The organism is Dactylosporangium roseum (genome assembly GCF_025264685.1).
GTDB classification, from domain to species: domain Bacteria; phylum Actinomycetota; class Actinomycetes; order Mycobacteriales; family Micromonosporaceae; genus Dactylosporangium; species Dactylosporangium roseum.
Genome location: NZ_CP073721.1, coordinates 3,502,492 through 3,520,119, shown reverse-complemented (window position 1 = coordinate 3,520,119; position 17,628 = coordinate 3,502,492). Strand labels below are relative to the sequence as shown.

The 17,628-nt window shown below is 68.9% G+C and carries 18 protein-coding genes and 3 pseudogenes; 13 read left to right on the top strand and 8 right to left on the bottom strand.

Translation table 11 applies throughout. The annotated features are described in order from the left end of the window. Nucleotides 1–381 precede the first annotated feature (381 nt). On the top strand, nucleotides 382–756 hold the full coding sequence (locus Drose_RS16460) for a DUF5994 family protein (protein ID WP_260729073.1): 375 nt from the start codon (nucleotides 382–384) through the stop codon (nucleotides 754–756). A gap of 56 nt (nucleotides 757–812) precedes the next feature. On the opposite strand, the pseudogene Drose_RS16455 reads toward Drose_RS16460, so the two are convergent. The 3 genes and pseudogenes from Drose_RS16455 to Drose_RS16445 form a co-directional block, all read right to left on the bottom strand. Beyond that, nucleotides 813–1,313 (bottom strand): annotated as a pseudogene (locus tag Drose_RS16455) (inorganic diphosphatase). A gap of 168 nt (nucleotides 1,314–1,481) precedes the next feature. Further along, a complete protein-coding gene (locus Drose_RS16450) occupies nucleotides 1,482–1,937 on the bottom strand; it encodes an STAS domain-containing protein (protein WP_260729072.1) in 456 nt (151 codons plus the stop codon). Between the two features lie 83 nt (nucleotides 1,938–2,020). Further along, nucleotides 2,021–3,073, bottom strand: a complete 1,053-nt coding sequence (locus tag Drose_RS16445) for a fatty acid desaturase family protein (RefSeq protein WP_390891400.1) — start codon at nucleotides 3,071–3,073, stop codon at nucleotides 2,021–2,023. Between the two features lie 288 nt (nucleotides 3,074–3,361). Between Drose_RS16445 and Drose_RS16440 the strand changes: the two genes are divergently transcribed. Further along, complete coding sequence (locus Drose_RS16440; RefSeq protein ID WP_260729070.1) at nucleotides 3,362–3,637, top strand: hypothetical protein; 276 nt, start codon at nucleotides 3,362–3,364, stop codon at nucleotides 3,635–3,637. 237 nt (nucleotides 3,638–3,874) lie between these two features. Next, nucleotides 3,875–4,427 (top strand): annotated as a pseudogene (locus Drose_RS16435) (DEAD/DEAH box helicase); the annotation flags it as partial. Here Drose_RS16435 and Drose_RS16430 read toward each other — a convergent pair. Then, nucleotides 4,424–4,612, bottom strand: a pseudogene (locus tag Drose_RS16430) (DNA-binding response regulator); the annotation flags it as partial. The pseudogenes Drose_RS16435 and Drose_RS16430 sit on opposite strands and share 4 nt — an antisense overlap. A gap of 137 nt (nucleotides 4,613–4,749) precedes the next feature. Here Drose_RS16430 and Drose_RS16425 point away from each other — a divergent pair. Beyond that, on the top strand, nucleotides 4,750–5,001 hold the full coding sequence (locus Drose_RS16425) for a hypothetical protein (protein WP_260729069.1): 252 nt from the start codon (nucleotides 4,750–4,752) through the stop codon (nucleotides 4,999–5,001). Nucleotides 5,002–5,381: 380 nt separating this feature from the next. After that, the gene (locus Drose_RS16420) at nucleotides 5,382–5,702 is read left to right on the top strand and encodes an STAS domain-containing protein (RefSeq protein WP_260729068.1); all 321 of its coding nucleotides are present in this window, start codon (nucleotides 5,382–5,384) and stop codon (nucleotides 5,700–5,702) included. A 27-nt stretch (nucleotides 5,703–5,729) separates the two neighbouring features. Here Drose_RS16420 and Drose_RS16415 read toward each other — a convergent pair whose 3' ends face one another. Further along, nucleotides 5,730–5,885 carry a hypothetical protein gene (locus tag Drose_RS16415; protein WP_260729067.1) on the bottom strand — a complete coding sequence of 52 codons (156 nt, stop codon included), beginning with the start codon at nucleotides 5,883–5,885 and terminating at the stop codon, nucleotides 5,730–5,732. Between the two features lie 507 nt (nucleotides 5,886–6,392). On the opposite strand from Drose_RS16415, the gene Drose_RS16410 reads away from it, so the two are divergent. Beyond that, entirely contained in the window at nucleotides 6,393–7,394 is a 1,002-nt protein-coding gene (locus Drose_RS16410) for a glycosyltransferase (protein ID WP_260729066.1), read from the top strand. Next, entirely contained in the window at nucleotides 7,391–8,401 is a 1,011-nt protein-coding gene (locus Drose_RS16405; protein WP_260729065.1) for a glycosyltransferase, read from the top strand. Before Drose_RS16410 ends, Drose_RS16405 begins: the two co-directional genes overlap by 4 nt. Nucleotides 8,402–8,655: 254 nt before the next feature. Here Drose_RS16405 and Drose_RS16400 read toward each other — a convergent pair whose 3' ends face one another. Continuing rightward, a complete protein-coding gene (locus Drose_RS16400) occupies nucleotides 8,656–9,519 on the bottom strand; it encodes a SigB/SigF/SigG family RNA polymerase sigma factor (protein ID WP_260729064.1) in 864 nt (287 codons plus the stop codon). A 481-nt stretch (nucleotides 9,520–10,000) separates the two neighbouring features. On the opposite strand from Drose_RS16400, the gene Drose_RS16395 reads away from it, so the two are divergent. Together Drose_RS16395 and Drose_RS16390 are read left to right on the top strand one after the other, a co-directional pair. Beyond that, nucleotides 10,001–10,345 (top strand): hypothetical protein, encoded by a 345-nt coding sequence (locus Drose_RS16395; protein WP_260729063.1) that lies wholly within the window; start codon nucleotides 10,001–10,003, stop codon nucleotides 10,343–10,345. A gap of 224 nt (nucleotides 10,346–10,569) precedes the next feature. Further along, on the top strand, nucleotides 10,570–10,833 hold the full coding sequence (locus Drose_RS16390; RefSeq protein WP_260729062.1) for a hypothetical protein: 264 nt from the start codon (nucleotides 10,570–10,572) through the stop codon (nucleotides 10,831–10,833). A gap of 297 nt (nucleotides 10,834–11,130) precedes the next feature. On the opposite strand, the gene Drose_RS16385 is transcribed toward Drose_RS16390, so the two are convergent. Together Drose_RS16385 and Drose_RS16380 are read right to left on the bottom strand one after the other, a co-directional pair. Next, nucleotides 11,131–11,433: a helix-turn-helix domain-containing protein gene (locus Drose_RS16385; protein WP_260729061.1), complete on the bottom strand. Its 303-nt coding sequence runs from the start codon at nucleotides 11,431–11,433 to the stop codon at nucleotides 11,131–11,133. Nucleotides 11,434–11,819: 386 nt separating this feature from the next. Beyond that, on the bottom strand, nucleotides 11,820–12,008 hold the full coding sequence (locus tag Drose_RS16380) for a hypothetical protein (RefSeq protein WP_260729060.1): 189 nt from the start codon (nucleotides 12,006–12,008) through the stop codon (nucleotides 11,820–11,822). Nucleotides 12,009–13,017: 1,009 nt separating this feature from the next. Here Drose_RS16380 and Drose_RS16375 point away from each other — a divergent pair. The 4 genes from Drose_RS16375 (at nucleotide 13,018) to Drose_RS16355 (ending at nucleotide 16,626) form a co-directional block, all read left to right on the top strand. Further along, the gene (locus Drose_RS16375) at nucleotides 13,018–14,061 is read left to right on the top strand and encodes a fatty acid desaturase family protein (protein WP_260729059.1); all 1,044 of its coding nucleotides are present in this window, start codon (nucleotides 13,018–13,020) and stop codon (nucleotides 14,059–14,061) included. A 75-nt stretch (nucleotides 14,062–14,136) separates the two neighbouring features. Next, a complete protein-coding gene (locus Drose_RS16370; RefSeq protein WP_260729058.1) occupies nucleotides 14,137–14,604 on the top strand; it encodes a DUF4383 domain-containing protein in 468 nt (155 codons plus the stop codon). Between the two features lie 541 nt (nucleotides 14,605–15,145). Further along, on the top strand, nucleotides 15,146–15,415 hold the full coding sequence (locus Drose_RS16365; RefSeq protein ID WP_260729057.1) for a LapA family protein: 270 nt from the start codon (nucleotides 15,146–15,148) through the stop codon (nucleotides 15,413–15,415). A 764-nt stretch (nucleotides 15,416–16,179) separates the two neighbouring features. After that, complete coding sequence (locus tag Drose_RS16355) at nucleotides 16,180–16,626, top strand: STAS domain-containing protein (protein WP_260729056.1); 447 nt, start codon at nucleotides 16,180–16,182, stop codon at nucleotides 16,624–16,626. The last annotated feature ends 1,002 nt before the right edge of the window (nucleotides 16,627–17,628 follow it).

The window sequence follows — 17,628 nt, the reverse complement described above, 5'->3', positions numbered from 1 at the left end:
TGACGCAGCCGCGACAGCCGAGCGGAGAGACTGATCGTGTGCCGCGGCGTCCAGACGGCCAACATACTGATACCCACCGATGAGCGCGAGAAAACGCGGACATGAGCGCTTGGCCGGTGCCTGCCTGGAGAATCCGCGGTCACGACGCCCGGCGTGACCAGACGCAACCCGCGGCCGGACGTAGTGTGGACATACGTCCACCTTCCATGACCGGTGGCGCTTCGCCCGACACCGGTGAGCACGCCGCTAGGCGGCATCCAGCGGCCTTCGACGGCCACTCCCCCACTTGGACACACACCGACAGAAAGGCCAGCCATGCTTGCCGGCGCTCAAACCCCTGAATCGCCCGTCCAGCCCCGCCTCACGCTGGCCGGGGGCCGGATGCCCAACGCCACCCTCAACGGCGGCTGGTGGCCACGTTCGTGGGAGCCCGCTGCCGAGCTGCCGGGTCTGATCGCTGCGCTCACCGAGCACTACGGACCGATCCGCCGACTGATCCTCAACAGCCAGGTCTGGCGGACCGGCCTGGAGTCCACCGCGGTCAACTCCGGCCCGGTTCCGGTCCGCTGGTTCAGCACGACTGAGCCGAGTCTGCTGATCGCGATCACCGAGCCCGGGAATCAGATCAACCTGCTGGTCGTACCGCCCGGCGTCAAGGCCGCCACCGCCCAGGCCGCCATGGACAAGGCGGCGGATCCGGCCAATCGGTTGCAGGCTCCGGCCATCCTCGCCGTGCTGTCCGTCCCGGCCGGATGATGGCTGCGGCTTGACCTGGCACGAGCGCCCGGCATGCAAAGGCTCGCGGACGGCGCTCACCCGGTAGGCGTCGAGGAACGGGCGCGGCGCCGCGCCGGTCCGATCTCCGCTTCGGCCTCGGCCCGGTCAGCCAAGGTCCGGCGCTCGACGTCGATCCTCGCGCCCGGATCGAGGTCCACGTAGATCCGGAAGCAGTGCTCGATTTCGAGCCGGAAGAAGTGTTCCAGATCCTCGATGTCGGGCAGGTGGCCCAGACACGGATCGGCGGTGGGCAAACACAGCACCTTCGGGTCGGGCCCGTGCTCGTCGCGCATGCGGGACATGCCGATGGCCCGGCATCGCACCAAACAGCCGGGAACAGTAGGCTCACGCACCACCACCAGGGCGTCCAGCGGGTCGGTCCTCTCACCCCGGGTGTCCTCGATGAAGCCGTAGCCGGCCGGACACTGAGTCGCGGTAACAGCGTCCGGTCCAGCCGGATTCGACCCATGCGGCGATCCACCTCGTGCTTGTTACGCGTTTCCCCCGGGGATCTCGACGGTCATGTCGAACTCCATGGCAAACCCTCCCCCCTCGACGACACCGCCGCTTGCGCTGAGCGTGATCGCGTCGTCCGGTGCCGCAAGTGGGCGGCCGGGCCGCAGCCGCCGCGGCAGTCTGTCCACTGTAGAGAAGACGGGCAAGGGCGAGACCCCACGGGGAGTCCCGTCCCGCGCTGAGCTCGATCAGCTCTTGAATACGTCCTGGAAGCGCCCTGGGCGGACCGGCTTAACGGCGCGGTGATCAATAGGTATGTCGCAGGGTCCAAGCGATCGTCCGGCGCCCGAGCTGTTGGCGATTGCTTGAAACCCGGCGTGGTCGTGGGGTGTGACGAGGTCGTCCACACCGGTGAGACACAGAATCCGATGAATCATCGGTGTACAGCCCGAAAGCACCACAGGGGCGGCAGGAGCGATGTTCCGCAGGCGAGCGATGAAATTCGCCAGCGTCGAGCACGCGAATGTTACATTCGCTACATTGATCACGATGCTCGATGGCAGGGCATTGCTCACATGATCGAGCACGTTACCAAGTTCATTTTCGATGGCCATGTCTATGACGCCGAACAACGAGATCTCGACCGACCGCGGGCTGTGCGGCCGATCAACTACGACGCACGGCCGGACGGATTCTTCCCCCATCGCAACCACCTCGGCAGGAGGATAGTCATGACTGCCGAGGTCCAGAGCAGATAAAGTTGGACTGCGAATAGTCTACCCGCCAGTCAGGCTTCGGCGGGAGTCGCGGGTGAACGTCCCACGGTGTCGAGGTGCCGGAGTGCCTGAATGTAGGAGGCGATCAGTCCGGTTTCGAGGTACGAGACTCCGTGAGCGCCGCAGAATTCCCGGATGATGCGTTGTGCGTGGCGCAGATTGCCTCGGGGCATCGAGGGGAACAAGTGGTGTTCGATCTGATAGTTTAGCCCGCCCAGCGCGAGGTCGGTGAGCCAGTGGGCGCGCACGTTGCGGGAGGTCAGGACCTGCCGGCGCAGGTAGTCGGCGCTGTCGCGCGCGTCGAGCTGCGGCATGCCCTTGTGGTTCGGGGCGAAGGAGCAGCCCAGGTACAGCCCGAACAGGCCCTGATGGATCGCGATGAACACGAGCGCCTTCACCGGCGGCAGGACCAGGAACACGCCGGCCAGGTAGACCCCGACGTGCAGCCCCATCATGAGTCCTTCACGGAGCCGGGACCGGGTGCGGTCCTTGATAAGGTATCGCACGCTGGCGACCCTCAGATTCAGCGCTTCCAGCAGTAGTAGCGGGAAGAATCCCCATGCCTGGTAACGGTGGAAGAAGTGGCCGACGGGTCCGCTCGCTCCAGCCTGTCCAGTGGTGAACACCAGGACGCCCGCGCCGACGTCGGGGGCGCGCTCCTCGTCGTTGGGGTGGGCGTGGTGGCGGTTGTGTTTGTCGACCCACCAGCCGTAGCTGAACCCGACGCCGATGTTCGCCAGGACCACGCCGAGGATGTAGTTGGCGCGGCCGGACCGGAAGATCTGCCGGTGCCCCGCATCGTGGCCGAGGAAACCCAACTGCGTGGAGATCACCGCGAAGTAGACGGCGACTGCCGTCTGCCACCACGAATCGCCGACGAGCAGGAAACCGGCCACGCCAGCGGCGCATGCCACGACGGTGGCGGCGATCCGGCCCGTATAGTCACCGGGACGCCGGTCGAGCAGGCCGGCTTGCTTGATGCGGCGGGACAGTTCGGAATAGGCGGTTCCCTGAGGCACGACCGCCTCTGGGATACGGCGGCCAGCAGGCACAGCGCTGCGCATACGGACTCCCACGGACACGATCTACAACGAACCGAGCCGTCGCCGGGGTCCTGAGCGACTTGACCTTACACTGTCATAACCCCCGGACGGGAAGTGGGTAACGCGCTTTCCGATGAGGATCTGTGCCATTCCGTGGCCGTGGCCAGGGAACCCCCGCCTACGGGTGATTTGGCTCTGGTCCGGTGTCGCCGAGTACGCTCGGACGATGGGACGCCGGTCCGGCGTCCGGCTGCCCCGGCCCATGGCAGCGCCTGCGGAGGAAGGTGCGGCCATGCCGGGGTGCGGGCGGTGTTCGCGTTCCCGTCGCAGGTCGGCGCGGCTCCGCTCGGGGTCCTGGATGTGTTCCGCGATCGCCCTGGGTCGCTGTCCCGGGCGGAACTCGGTCAGGAGTTCACATTCGCGGATCGGCCCGTGACGGTCCTGCTCGACGGCCAGGAACGCACCGCCGACGGGACGGACGGCCTCGACGAGGCATTCGACCATACCGCTGGGCTGTTCCAAGCCCTGGGCATGGCGATGGTCCAACTCGGTGTCCCGCTCGCCGAGGCCCTATGTACGACGTGACCACGGACATCGTGACCCGTCGCCTGCGCCTGGACCAGCACAGCGCGGAGGGCTCTTCGCGAACACCAGACTCGGGAAGGTCGGGAGGCCGTCATGAGCATCGTGTCCGCTTACCGTCGACACCGCATTCACCCGGCTGCGTGCCTACGCCCGCGGCAACAACCGCCGGTTCAGCGACGTCGCTCAACTCGCCGTCACGGACCTGGGCAGCCTGCAGGCCTGGCGGGCTTTTGACCGGTCCTCGCTGCCGCTGGGATCACCGAGCCGCTACCGATCCAGGCGGCGACGCTGCCGGACACGCTCGCCGGGCGTGACGTGCTCGCCCGGGGCCGGACCGGGTCGGGCAAGACCTATACGCGTTCGTGCTGGCGGTGCTGGCCCGGCGGGCTGCCGGCAGCCCGCCGAGACGGCCCGGACGGCCGCGGGCGCTGAGCCTGGCGCCCACCCGCGAGCTCTCCGCGCAGATCGAGGCCTCGATGGCACCACAGGCCAGGGCGCTGTCGCTGCGGACGCTGGCCGTCTTCGGCGGGTCGGGAGGCCGCTCAGATCGCCGACCTGCGGCCGGCGTGGACGTCCTTGTGACCTGCCGGGGCCGCCTCGCCGACCACGTGGCGTCCGGGCGCGCGTGCTTGGGCGCGATGGAGATCACCGTCCTTGACGAGGCCGATCATATGGCCGGCCTGGGCATTCTTCCTGCGGTACGGCGGCTGCTGGATCTGACCCGCCGTCCGGCCAGCGGTTGCTGTTCTCGGCAACACTCGACGCCGGCGTCGACGTGCTCGTCCGGCGCGCGTAGAGCGGCTCCACGTGCTGGGAGAGCATCAGCGTCGGCGGGCCGGGGATGCGGGTGCGGGCCGCGATCGCCGCCTGCAGCCCCTCGTCGGTGACGGTCGGCGGCGGGCGGACGTCGATGACCGCGACATCCGGCCGGTGTTCGAGCGGGGCTGGCAGCAGGGCCGGTCCATTGTCGACCGCCTCGCGCCGTGCCAGGATCCGCGCCGGAGGTGTAGGTTTGGGCGTGCCGCCCATCGGCGGTTCGAGCCGGCACCGCAGTGGTCATTGTCCATTGTGGACGATGGACGTCGTCGCAACCCGTCGAGGGGACACACGCCATGACCGTCGAGCATCCGACCTGCCTGCTGTACCTGCTCACCGTCGGCCGCGACAAGGAACTCGTGCTGCGTGTGCACGGCACCGAACTCTCCATCGAGCAGCTCACCGCGTGGATGGCGGAAGAGTCCGTCCACGCGCTGACGGTCTCGCGGTTCGGCGACGAACAGACCTCCACGCTCCTGCTGAACTTCCGGCACGTGGTCGGCGCACGGCTCGCTCCCTACAGCGAGACGCGCACCGGATCGTTCTGAACGGCTCGGCCGCGGGCGGCAGGTCGTCGATGGCGAGGTTGACGCGGACCCGAGAGCAGCTATTGCGGCGCGGCCAGAGCCGTGGAGCGGTCGCCGGGGCCACGCGCAGCGGGTACGGTGACGGTGTCCGTTACGGCGGCGGCCGGCAACGAGCGGCTTCTCCTTCGCCGGCGACACTCCGCGGGCCACGAACGGTACGGCTGAAGGAGACCCTGACATGACCTACGACGACTTACCGCCGTCATCCGACAGATCAACCAGTTTCTGGCCCGACACCGTCCGCCTCCCCGCATGACACCGCCCACCGCCACCCATCAGCACGTCCACCGGCGCACCCCGCACCCGCCGCAGGCGGCGCCGGCGACCATCAAGCGGCCCGGATGACAGCAGCGCTGACCCTTGAAGTCGCCACCAACGACGACATGCTCACCATCACCGCCCACGGCGACCTCGACCTCACCACCTGCCACCACCTGCTCGCCGCCACCACGGACGCCACCGCCACCAACACCGTCGCCACCATCGTGCTCGATCTCACCGACCTCGGCTTCTGCGACTCAGCCGGCCTCGGCGCCCTCGTCCGCATCCACAGAGCCGGCCAGCGCTACAACAGACTGCTCATCCTCCACGCACCGGCACCCGACCTCCGGCGAATGCTTGAGATCACCGGCCTGACCGAGGTCTTCGTCATCGAGCCCTGATCACCGTCGGCCAGGGACGGATGCGCATCAATGTTGGTCCGGCCGGGGCATCGCTGTCAGGCGCAGGGCGTCGCCCAGTTCCTCGACGCGGAAGCGTTCGACCTGGCCGCTGTCGGGCAGCACAGCGTCGTAGAACCTAGCGTTGCTGATCTCGATCGTGCCGCCCGCCCGGCCGATCAGCACGTTGAGTACGGCGCGTAGGTTGACATCGCTGAGATACCCTACTCGGGCCGCCTTGCCTCTGACGCAACGTCACGGGTGCCGGGCGGTACGCGACGTGTGGCGTCCGCCGTGAATCGTCTCGCGTCACCTGCGAGATCGAGTCGTCGCCTCGGCTCAGCCACGTGCTACGGTGGCAGTGTTGACCCGTTTCGATCAACGTCCCGGGTCTGCGGCGGCGAACCGCCGCCACCATGGTGCTCGCACCGAATGACCAGCGCCGGGTAAGCATTCTGCGCTCGCCGGCCGGCGCCGCACCCGCCATTGAGGGGTGGGTCTCATGCCAACAGCCATTGGCAACCGCTGCGTCCATGCCGATCCCCGGCCGGCCGGCCGACGGCGATGACGATCTCCTACGGATTCCTGAGCACATACCCGCCGACACAATGCGGACTGGCGACCTTCACGGCCTCGCTGGTACACGCCCTCACCTCGCCGGCCGGCGGGGACCGCGCGGGCGTGGTAAGGGTGGTGGAATCAGCCACCTACAACGATCGCCCAGAGGTCGTCGGACACCTGGTGCCGCACGCCCCCGACAGCCACATACCGGCCGCCGACACGCTCAACCGCCACGACATCGTGATCGTCCAGCACGAGTACGGCATCTACGGCGGTACCGACGGCGAGAACCTGCTGCCCGTGCTGCGCCGGCTACGCACCCCCGCGATCGCTGTACTGCACACCGTGCTGAGCCGGCCCACCGCCCACCAGAAAACGGTACTCGAACAAGTCGTCGCGCTCACCGGCGCCGCCGTCACCATGACCGAGGCAGCCCAAGCACGGCTCATCGCCGGGTATGACGTCGACCCGACCAAGGTCTGCGTCATACCGCACGGCGCGCCCGAGGCACCGCCACTGCGACTGCTCAACCCATCTGGCGAGCCGGTGATCCTTACCTGGGGCCTGCTCGGCCCCGGCAAAGGCATCGAGTGGGCAATCGCCGGGCTCCGCCTGGTCCGCCACCTGACGCCGCGGCCACGATACGTCATCGCCGGCCAGACACACCCCAAGGTCCTCGCCGAACAGGGCGAGGCCTACCGGCTCATGCTCTACTCCCGGGTCCGAGCCCTCGGCGTCGCCGGCCTGGTCACCTTCGAACGCGCCTACCTCGAGCAGGACCGCCTCGACCGGCTGGTCGGCCGCGCCGACGTCGTACTGCTACCGTACGACTCACCTGACCAGGCCACCTCGGGCGTGCTCGTCGAGGCACTGGCCGCGCACAAACCCGTCATCGCCACCACCTTCCCACACGCCGTAGAAGTACTCAGCGACGGTGCCGGCCTACTCGTACCACACCACGACGCACAGGCGATCGGCACCGCCCTCAAACGAGTCCTCACCGAACCCGACCTGGTCAGCGGCATGCACCACCAGGCCACACGCATCTCCCAGAACAGCCGCTGGACCGTCGTCGCCGAGCGGTATCGCACCCTCGCGGTCACGCTGCTGAGCCGGGCACCGGTGCCGCTGTGACGGCGCGGTACCCGGAGCCCTCATACGAGCACCTGCTGCGGCTCAGCGACGACACCGGGTTGTTGGAGCACGCCGACCACGCTGTGCCTCTCCGGCGGCACGGCTATTGCGTCGACGACGTGGCGCGCGGCCTCGTGGTGCTCTGCCGGGAGCCGGACCCGCCGGAGGCGCTGCTGCGGCAGGCGGAGGTGTACCTCGCGTTCCTCATCCACGCGCAGTCGCCCGACGGGACGTTCCACAACCGGCTCGGATACGACCGGCACTGGCTGGACGAGCCCGGCACCGGCGACTGGTGGGGCCGAGCGGTGTGGGCCGCCGGAACCGCCGCCGTGCGCAGCCCACTGAGCTCCGCACGGGAGAGCGCCCTGACATGTTTCGAGCTCGCCGCGCGGTGCCGGTCGCGCTGGCCGCGGTCGATGGCCTACGCCGCGCTCGGCGCCGCCGAGATCCTGTCGGTGCGCCCGGATCACTCCGGCGCGCGCTGGCTGCTCAACGACGCGGCGGCGACCATCGGCCCGGCTCGCGACGACCCTGGCCGGCCGTGGCCCGAGCCCCGGCTGACGTACGCCAACGCGCTGCTCGCGGACGCCGTGATCGCGGCCGGGCAGCACCTCGGGCGCCCAGCCGTGCTGACCGACGGGCTGAACATGCTGCGCTGGCTGCTGGACGAGGAGACGTACCACGGGCACCTGTCCTGCACGCCGGCCGGCGGCGGGCAGCCGGGCAACCGGAAGCCGGGCTTCGACCAGCAGCCGATCGAGGCGGCCACGATCGCCGAGGCGTGCGTGCGTGCCCTCGACACCACTGGGGACGAGCGGTGGGAGGCCGGGCTCGTCTCGGCGGTGGACTGGTTCATCGGGAAAAACGACACCGGCGTCAGCCTCCGCGATCCCGACACCGGCGGCGGCTACGACGGACTCACCGCCGACGGGCACAACGCCAACCAGGGCGCGGAGTCCACGCTCGCCCTGCTCTCCACCCTCCAGCACGCCCGCCGGCTGGCCTGAGCCGCTCCGCCCGCCGACTTCACACGAATGGTTCGTGGGCTGGATTGGAACGGCCGTGGTGTCGGTACGGCCGTGGAGGATGGCGAACGTCGCCGCCTTGTCGTGTGGCGCTGACGGCCAGGTCGCCGTGGTGGCGAAGTCGCGGCCGGGCCCAGTGGTCCGGGGGCCCGGCCGGGGATGGCTATGCCAGGGATGCTGGTGCCGCCCATTCGGGTGCCACCGGCCCAGCCGGCGAATCTCGGGCAGGCTGTACGTCAACGGTGTGCATACGGTGGCCTTTCCACCGGTGATGCGTCGGTCTCGGCGAGGAAACCGGCCCGGAGCTGGACTATGGCTTCGCGCAGCAGGCGGGAGACGTGCATCTGTGAAATGCCGAGCTCGGCGCCGATGCGGGCCTGGGTCATCTCTTCGGAGAACCGCATGGTGAGGATGCGCCGTTGCCGGGACGGCAACGCGGCGACGAGCGGCCCGAGCGTGAGGTGGTCGTCGATGGTGCCGTAGTGGGGATCGACGGCGCCGGCGAGGTCGATGAGCTCGGCGCTGTCGTGGCCGGTGACGGACTCGTTGAGCGACGGCAGCCGGTACGCCTGACCGGCGCTGACCGCCGCCCGCAGGAGGGCGATGGTGACGTGGAGGTGGTCTGCGAGCTCGGCCGACGTCGGTGAACGGCCACGTAGCTGCGTGAGGTGCTCGGTGGCGGCCGGTATCTCGAGGAGGAGTTCCTGGGCAGCCCGGGGCACGCGCATGGCCCAGGCGGTGTCCCGGAAGTGCCGTTTGAGTGCGCCGACGATGGTCGGAGCGGCGTAGCTGACGAACGGGGTGGTCCGGTTCGGGTCGTAGCCGTCGACGGCCTTAACCAGCGCCAGCGCGGCGACCTGTCGCAGGTCGTCGTAGTGTTCCCCACGACCGGCATAACGCCGCGCGAGCCGGTTGGCCAGCGCCAGGTTGTCCTCGACGGCTCGGCTCCGCAGGACATCACGGTCAGGGTGATCCAGCGGCAGGCGGCCGCGTGCGCGAAGCAGGTGTTCCGTCGGGAACGGAGTATCCCTGCGCAGGTGCAGCCTGCTGAGGGCAGGAGCATCGAAGCCGGTTGCCGGCGGCCCGGAAGGGATTGGCACGGGCCGCGGTGTGCGTTCAGTATCCGGAGGTGGTTCGGTGATCGGGGTCGGCACGGCGAGCACAGTCATGGTCCACGCCCCATCAGGGGACAGCCGCAGCAATCGGCAGGGACGGCGCCTCTGCTAAAGCGCCGGACTCACTGGTCGTCACCGCGAGGTCCGGGCGGCGGAAGAGGCGCCCGACACGAAGGCTGACGGGCGCGGGGATGCAGACCGCATCCTGGACATAACAGTACGCTGATTCGTGCGGTCCTCAAAGGGATCTGCGTCTACGCTGCGCAGGTATTGTTGTCGGCCTCGGGGTCGGGGTGAGTCTGATGACCTCCGACGGCGCTCACGGCATGGCCGCGGCGTCGGACCCGACACCGCGCGGATCGAGGAGTTGCAGTTCACCTTCCGGGAGGCCCGTGCATCGACGCGGCCGCGGCTGGCCCCCCCGTGCTGACCGGACCTGGCCGACGGGGCGATGCGCCGATGCCCGATGTACACGACCGCGGTCCTGGCTGCGGGAGTCCGGGCGGTGTTCGCGTTTCCGTTGCAGATCGGGGCAGCTCGCCTCGGCGTCCTCGATGTGTTCCGGGCCAGCTCCGGGGCGATGTCCAGACCGGAGCTGGGCCGGGCGCTGACGCTCGCCGACCAGGTCGTGACGACCTTGTTGGACGGTCAGGAACGGACCGCCGGCGTGGACGAGCTGGACGAGGCGTTCGAGCACCGTGCCGCACTGTTCCAGGCCCAGGGCATGGTGATGGTCCAGTTGGGCATTGTTACGGCATCAGGTGGCGGTGTTGCGCCGGCAGGTACACCGACCCGATCTGCAGCCCGCTGACCGAGTAGTGCTGGCGGCGTTGTCGCGGCTGTTGCCCCGGCAACGCTGGGCGGCGTTCTTCGTCACCCCCGCGACCCCGCTGCGCTGGCATCGACAGCTTATCGCACGACACTGGACCTACCCACACGCGCGACCCGGCCGGCCACCCGTCGGCCGTGAGATCCGGGAACTGGTCCTGCGTCTGGCCGCGGAGAACCCGACCTGGAGCCATCGCCGAATACAGGGTGAGCTGGCTCGGCTGGGCCACCAGACAGCGGCCAGCACGGTCTGGAAGATCCTGCACCAGGCCCGGCGTCGACCCGGCCCCACGCCGAACGGGACCGACCTGGCAGCAGTTCCTCACCGCCCAGGCGCACACGACGCTGGCCTGCGACGTCTTCGCGGTCGACACCGTGCTCCTGAAGCGGGTCTACGCGCTGTTCTTCATCGAACTGGCCACCCACCGGGTCCATACCGTCGGTGTCACCGCGCACCCGGCCGGCGCCTGAGTTGCGCAACAGGCCCGGAACCTGCTGATGCGCCTCGATCAGCGGGCCCACGGATTCCGGTTCCTGCTCCGCGACCGCGACACCAAGTTCACGACCGCCTTCGACACGGTCTTCACCGCCGCGGGTATCGACGTGATTCGAACACCACCACAGGCGCCCGAGCCTGGGCGGGTTGATCAACGAATACTCGCAGGCAGCGTAGCCGAATCTGATTAGGAGCCCCACAGGTCCATGGTGGTGTCGACAGCCGTCGGCGGGACGCGGGACCGGGCGGCCGGTCGCGGCACCGCCACGCGGTCAGTGCTGTCGGTGTTGTTCGTTGCGGCGGAGCGCTTCTTCGAGCTGGTCTTCGAGAATGATGATGCGGCAGGCGGCGTCCAGCGCGGTGCCCTGGTCGCAGAGTTCCCGGGCGCGTGCGGCGAGGCGTAGCTGGTAGCGGGAGTAGCGGCGGTGGCCGCCGGCGGACCGCAGCGGGGTGATCAGCTTCAGGTCGCCGATACGGCGCAGAAAGTCTTGGGAGACGCCGATGATCTCCGCGGCGCGTCCCATGGTGCAGGCGGGGTAGTCCTCGTCGTCCAGTATGTCGTCGGGTTGGGCCATGGCACCTCCGGGTCGAGGGCCCCGGCGCATGTGCGCCGGGGCCCAGGGTTATCGGGTCTGCAACACCATCTACCGACAGGAACGTCGGCTTGTCGTGTCCGCACCGGCCGTCAACGACGGCTTCGGGTGCGAGGATCGCGTAAGCGTGACCGGAGACCACCTCTCGTTCGATGGAGCCTGCGGTGTCCGCCCCGACCTCAGGTACCGGTCGGTGGCGGGCGATCCAACGGTGGCGCCCTCGACCAGAGCACCGATGTGGGATGGCCGGCGCGGCATCGCCCGACATGGACGGCCTCTCGTGCACCGTTTCCATTCATCCGGTTGGGGTAGTGTCTCGATGTGACCGACAGCACGTCGTGGCCGGGAGGCGATCCGCGGACCAGGGGTCACGGATGCGGCTGATGATGACGGTGTCGCTGCCGCGGCAGCCGTCGTCGATCGGTGAAGCCCGGCACATGCTTGCCGTGCTGCTGAGCTTGACCACCGCCGAAGACCAGGTCCGGGACCATTTGGCGATCCTGCTCACCGAAGCCTGCGCCAAACGTCGTGCGGCGCGGCGACACCGGGACCACCATCGATCTGCATATCACCATCGAGTCCGGCACGTGCGTGCTGGAGGTCGGCAACCGCGGCCGCGTGCCCGAAGGTGGGAGACTCCCGACACGTCCCCCGGATCCCGCGCAGGCGAACGGCCGTGGGCTGCCGTCGATCGCCGCGTTGTCGGACGGCGCGCAGTTCGTCGTGACGGCACCGGGGCATGTGCTGCTTCGCATGGCCCTGGCCTGCAGGCGCACACCCACGTACGGGCAGCGGATCCGTCCGGCCCCTAAGCTGGCGTCCGGAGTCGGTGGCTCGTACGTTTCGACTGGAGGCCGTTCGTGGACCTGTCCTTGACAACCCGGCCGGGCCGTGGATGTCTTGTCGTGCAGGTGGGCGGTGTCCTTGACCTGGCCACGACCCCGGACGTGCGCAGCAGTCGGCAAGCCGCCACCGACGACGGCACGGACCGAGCAGGTGCCCCGCACCCGCCACTCCCGGGTCGAGGGCGAAGCCCAGGCCAGGAAGCCGAAACGCGCCGAGCGGGCCGCGCAACCGCTGGCACCCGCGTGACACCCACCGTCCACACCGGACAAACGAGGACGGCGCCCGGCAAGCGTGTCCGCAGGCCAGACGCCAGTCGATCAAGCGCGCCCGAAGGGATTCGAACTAGCCTTGTGCCGTACGGGGCCGACGCCTGTCGCTCTTCGCGGTGCACCGAGGACGGCGTGGCTCTGACGGGCTCGTTTGCGGGGTCGACCCACGGGTATCAGTGGACCGAGGGTTTGTCGCTGTGCCGCCTCTGCCGGCGGAGCGCAGCGGGCCGCCCAGACTCCTGCGGTCGCCTCTCACCGGCAGCGTCCGTCTGCCCGTACGTCGAGCGATGTCGCTCGCGTCACGGGCGGTGGGTTTCTTGAGGAGTCTTTCCATGCGCGCTTGTGTTGTGACTGCTGCCGCCGTAGCCGGTGGCGCTCGCCGTCCCCTCCATAGTTTGCCAATCCGTCCGACCACGACATTGCAGAGCGACTCTTTCACAAGCGTGGCGTCGTGACAGTCACCGCGCAGCGGCCGCGGGTTGCGGGCGGCAGCGACTTCGCGGCGTTGAACCGGCGCATCACCGAGGCCGGGCTGCTGCGACGGCGTCCCGCCCATTACGCCGTCCGCATCACGGTGGTGGCCGTGGCCCTGCTGGGCGGGTGGGCGACGTTCCTGCTGGTGGGACGGTCGTGGTGGACGCTCGCGGTCGCCGCGCTGCTCGGTCTGGTGTTCTCCCAGGTGGCGCTCGTCGCGCACGACCTGGCCCACCGGCAGGTCTTCCGGACCAAGAAGTCCAGCGAACGGGCCGGCTGGCTCGCGGCGAACGTCGCGGTCGGGATGAGCTACGGCTGGTGGACGGAGAAGCACACCCGCCACCACAACAACCCCAACCATGACGACCTGGACCCGGACGTGCAGCCGGAAGTCCTGATCTGGGCCACCGAGTCCGCGTGGGGCCGGCGCGGGCTCAAGGGTTTCATCAACCGCCACCAAGCGGGACTGTTCTTCCCGCTGCTCACACTGCTCAGCATCGACCTGCGCATCTCCAGCTTCAAGGCGCTGCGGCAACCCAGGATGAAGCACCGCGGCCGGGAGGCCAGCCTCATGGGCCTGCACCTCGCCACCTACGTCGCGGCTCTGCTGCTGGTGCTGTCCCCGCTGCAGGCCCTGGCGTTCTTCGCGGTACACCATGCCGTCTTCGGCGTGTACCTGGGCATGACATTCGCACCGAACCACAAAGGCATGCCGCACCCCGCCGGAAACGAGGACTACCTGCGCAAGCAAGTACTCACGTCCCGCAACGTCACCGGCGGCCGGCTCACCGACATCGCGCTGGGCGGCCTGAACTACCAGATCGAGCACCACCTGTTCCCGGCCATGCCCGCACCGAACCTGCGCCGAGCCCAGCCGATCGTGCAGGAGTACTGCGAACAGGCTGGGGTTCCCTACGCGCAGACGAGCCTGATCGAGTCATACCGCCAGGCACTGCGCCACCTGCACGACGTCGGCGCCCCGCTCCGGCTGGCCGCCCAGCGGCAACGCACCACCCGATAACCCCGGTACCGCGACCTTGGCGTCCGCGAGCACGCCACTCAACGCATCAATGCACGCCCATTGAAGGGAAACACTATGGTCAGCAGATCCGATACCGGCATCACCCGCGGCACCACGGACCGACACACCATCCGCACGGCCGCGCGCGTCGTCGGCATCGTCTTCCTCGTGGTGGGTCTGGCAGGGTTCATCCCCGGCATCACGACGAACTACGACACGCTGCAGTTCGCCGGCCACGACTCCGGCGCCGAGCTGCTCGGCGTCTTCCAGGTCTCGATCCTGCACAACATCGTGCACCTGCTGTTCGGCGTCGCCGGACTGGCCCTGGCCCGATGCGCCGACACCGCCCGGCTGTACCTCATCGGCGGCGGCGCCATCTACCTCGTGCTCTTCCTGTACGGACTGGTGATCGGACACGGCAGCGACGCCAACTTCGTCCCCGTCAACGCCGCGGACAACTGGCTGCACCTGATCCTGGGCCTGGGCATGATCGGCCTCGGCCTCGCCCTGTCACCACGCGGCCCCCGCAGCGACGAACGCTGACGTCCGCGCCACGGTGCCATCGACGGCGCTGCTGCGGCTTCGCGGCCGCACCAGCCGCCGTCACACCGCCGCAGGCCGCAACGGGCCGGGTGGCTGTCACACCGGGCCGCGCGGCTCGCCATCCAGCTCCGCCGCGAGAACGATCCGCTTGTCCGGCTGTGGGCTGGCCCTACTACCCAACCCTCGCTGGTCCCGACAGCTCGACGTCCCACCGACCCGCTTGATCATCCGACGTATATCGATGGCTCGTGCCCGTCGCCAACATCACGTGACGGAGTGCCCCCATGCGTATCGTCGTGCCTGCCGAATTCGATCTCCTTGCGGACGCAGTCGAACACGGACAACAAGAGTACGATCGAACCATCCCGGAATCGACGACATCCCTGCCCTGAGGTGCCCGCCGCACCGGCCCAACCCGATGAGAGGGGATGTCATGTCGGCCAACGACCTCCATCGCACTCGAAGTGCGTCCGCCGAGCCGTCCGTCGCGGGACCCCCGCCCGGCCCCGCAACTCCCTCGCAGAACCCGGCGGATCAGGCTGTGACGTCACCGGCCAGCCGGGTCCCGCGCACCCGTACCGGCGCCACCTGGTTCGGCATCTGCGTCGCGGCGCTGATCCTCGTGGTGCTGATCGTGTTCATGCTGCAGAACACCCGCAGCGTTGAGGTCACCTTCCTGGGAATGCACGGCAACCTGCCCCTGGCCATGGCCCTGCTGGTCGCCGCCGTCGGCGCCGCGATCCTGACCATGGTGATCGGCGCGGCCCGGATCACCCAACTACGCCGCCTGACCCGCCGCCAGCACCACTGAGCCCACCCCTGGACAGCCCCGGAACCCGGACAGCCGGCCACGGACCCATATCCAAGCGAACTCGATCGAGGTGTACTACCCTGCGATCCGCGGTCGGAGTGCAGATTGCGCCGGGCTCGACCAGGCCGCGGGGCTAACCAGCTCCGCGCGCCTATGCCCGGCCATCGCGTACCCGACGACCTCACGGTTGAACAGGTCGATCGCGGTGGCCAGATACAGCCAGCCCTCGGCGGTGGGCAGGGAGGTGAAGTCCCTCGGCGAACCATGACCCGCCGCCGGTGCGGTGAAGTCCCGCCAGATCGGATCCGGCGCCGCGCCGCCGGGCTTCGTCAGGGATCACGCCGACGTCGGGTGATGCCGGCGATGCGGTGCTGGCGCATGATGCACTCGACCCAGTTACGGTTGACCCGGCGGTCGCGCCGGCGCAGCGCCACCGCGATGCGCCCTGTGCTCACCATGAATGGCGCGGATCTCGCCCGTGTCAACGCCCGTCGCGCGCGGTTCGGTGTTGTTGCCGGACGGGGCGCAAGCTGCACCACAAAGGCCGTCGGCTGGCTGGGCGACCAGGCAATGTCTGATCGAGACACCCGCGAGGGGGCCCAAGGGAACATCTGACGTGTACTCTACTGGCAGGTGCCCGTACCGACGCACGCACCTTGTCGAGCCAGCAACACCCACGACGTTGGGTTGTTGCCTTCCCGGCCCGGGTCCAGCCCTCGCCCGCCTGTCAAGCCGTTCCTGGAACCAATCGGGCTGGAGGAATCATGTCCACACTTTCCCCGGTGACCCCATCGGCGCAGCTCCGTATCGGTATAAGCTGCTCGTGCCCGGCCACGGTCCGGGCCGTCGCAGTCGGAGAGATCGACCTGACAACCGCACACATGCTGCATGATGGGCTGTTCAGCGCCTTGTACACGCAGGCTCCCGACTTCCTCGATGTTGACCTTGCCGGGGTCACCTTTATGGACTGCATCGGACTCGGCGTGCTTGTCGCCATGCGCAGGGCCGCCGCACGGACGGGATGCCAGTTGCGGGTCGTCAACCCGCAGCCCATCGTCCGTCGGGTTCTGGCGTTGACCGGACTGCTCGGCATCCTCGCCGCCCCTTCCAGCACGCCGCCGCTCGTACCGGTCAGATCTGAAGTTCCGTCCGGGATCGGACCCACCCCCGAGGCCGTGACGCCGTCGTTCGACCTGCCAGTCGCCGCCTGACCACAAATCCGGCACTTCGCCGACTGCCGGCCACCCGGGACCGTGAGAGCAAAACGCCAGCGGTGCAGGTCGATCAGCATGACCGCTCGCGCCGCGCCAACGGCAACCAACACGACTATCACCGACCCCGCCGAGCCGACGACACCGGCCAAGGTGGACATCATCCGGGTGGTTCAGCATCACTGGACCCGGACCGCGCAGACAACACCTGGCCGCTTCGCGAGACCGACCCGGCCGGCGTTGCCGATTACCGTTCGGGTTCCGGTGGGACGGCCGACGTCTGTCTGGCCGTGACGCCGACCGGCCGTCGTGCCGCCATCAAGATCCTCCGTGCCGGGGCGTGGGCGCCTGTGACGTGCCGGCGCGAGTTCCGGCTGGCGTCCATGATGGACGCGGCCTGCACCGCACCGACGCTTGACCACGGGGAGCGGTACGCGGACGGAGTCGTGCAGTGCAGCCGTGGCTGGGCCGCACCGGAACATCTGTGGATCACGCCGGCAACGCCGGCGATGGACGTCTTCGCCTGGGGCCTCCACGTCGACCTCGACGAGGCATTCGCCCTGCTCCGCCGTTCCGCCCGCGACCGCAACCGCAGTGGCACCGCCCGCAGGCACTTGGCCCGGCGACGAGCGGCGGGACCGGGACAGCGGCGACGTGACCATGGCGGTCTTGTCGATGCCCATCGAGCCATCAGCTCGGCCGCAGAGCGATGTTGACGACTCATATGCGGCCACTGGGGACCTGGGCGACACGCCCACCCTACGCTCCGAAGCGAGATCCATGCGATCACCGGCAGACGGAGTGTACAGTGATGACGCCTCCCTGGTCCCCGGTGGCACCTTCCAGCTTTGGCCAGCTATCTGAAGGGCCTTCATGGGCGGGACCAGCACGTCGCGTGTAATCCAGCGCAGCAGCCGCGCACGAGGCGCTACCTGCGGACCGTTGGCGTCAATGATCTGTGCCGACGCGGCAACCCCGCTAGCTCACCGCTCCCGCAGGGCG

What these genes read in the sequence shown, in the direction of transcription:
- Drose_RS16460 (WP_260729073.1), top strand. Translation starts at nt 382, where the DNA reads ATGCCCAACGCCACCCTCAACGGCGGCTGGTGGCCACGTTCGTGGGAG.
- Drose_RS16450 (WP_260729072.1), bottom strand. Translation starts at nt 1,937, where the DNA reads ATGGGGGAAGAATCCGTCCGGCCGTGCGTCGTAGTTGATCGGCCGCAC.
- Drose_RS16445 (WP_390891400.1), bottom strand. Translation starts at nt 3,073, where the DNA reads ATGCGCAGCGCTGTGCCTGCTGGCCGCCGTATCCCAGAGGCGGTCGTG.
- Drose_RS16425 (WP_260729069.1), top strand. Translation starts at nt 4,750, where the DNA reads ATGACCGTCGAGCATCCGACCTGCCTGCTGTACCTGCTCACCGTCGGC.
- Drose_RS16420 (WP_260729068.1), top strand. Translation starts at nt 5,382, where the DNA reads ATGACAGCAGCGCTGACCCTTGAAGTCGCCACCAACGACGACATGCTC.
- Drose_RS16395 (WP_260729063.1), top strand. Translation starts at nt 10,001, where the DNA reads ATGTACACGACCGCGGTCCTGGCTGCGGGAGTCCGGGCGGTGTTCGCG.
- Drose_RS16385 (WP_260729061.1), bottom strand. Translation starts at nt 11,433, where the DNA reads ATGGCCCAACCCGACGACATACTGGACGACGAGGACTACCCCGCCTGC.
- Drose_RS16380 (WP_260729060.1), bottom strand. Translation starts at nt 12,008, where the DNA reads ATGGTGGTCCCGGTGTCGCCGCGCCGCACGACGTTTGGCGCAGGCTTC.
- Drose_RS16370 (WP_260729058.1), top strand. Translation starts at nt 14,137, where the DNA reads ATGGTCAGCAGATCCGATACCGGCATCACCCGCGGCACCACGGACCGA.
- Drose_RS16355 (WP_260729056.1), top strand. Translation starts at nt 16,180, where the DNA reads ATGTCCACACTTTCCCCGGTGACCCCATCGGCGCAGCTCCGTATCGGT.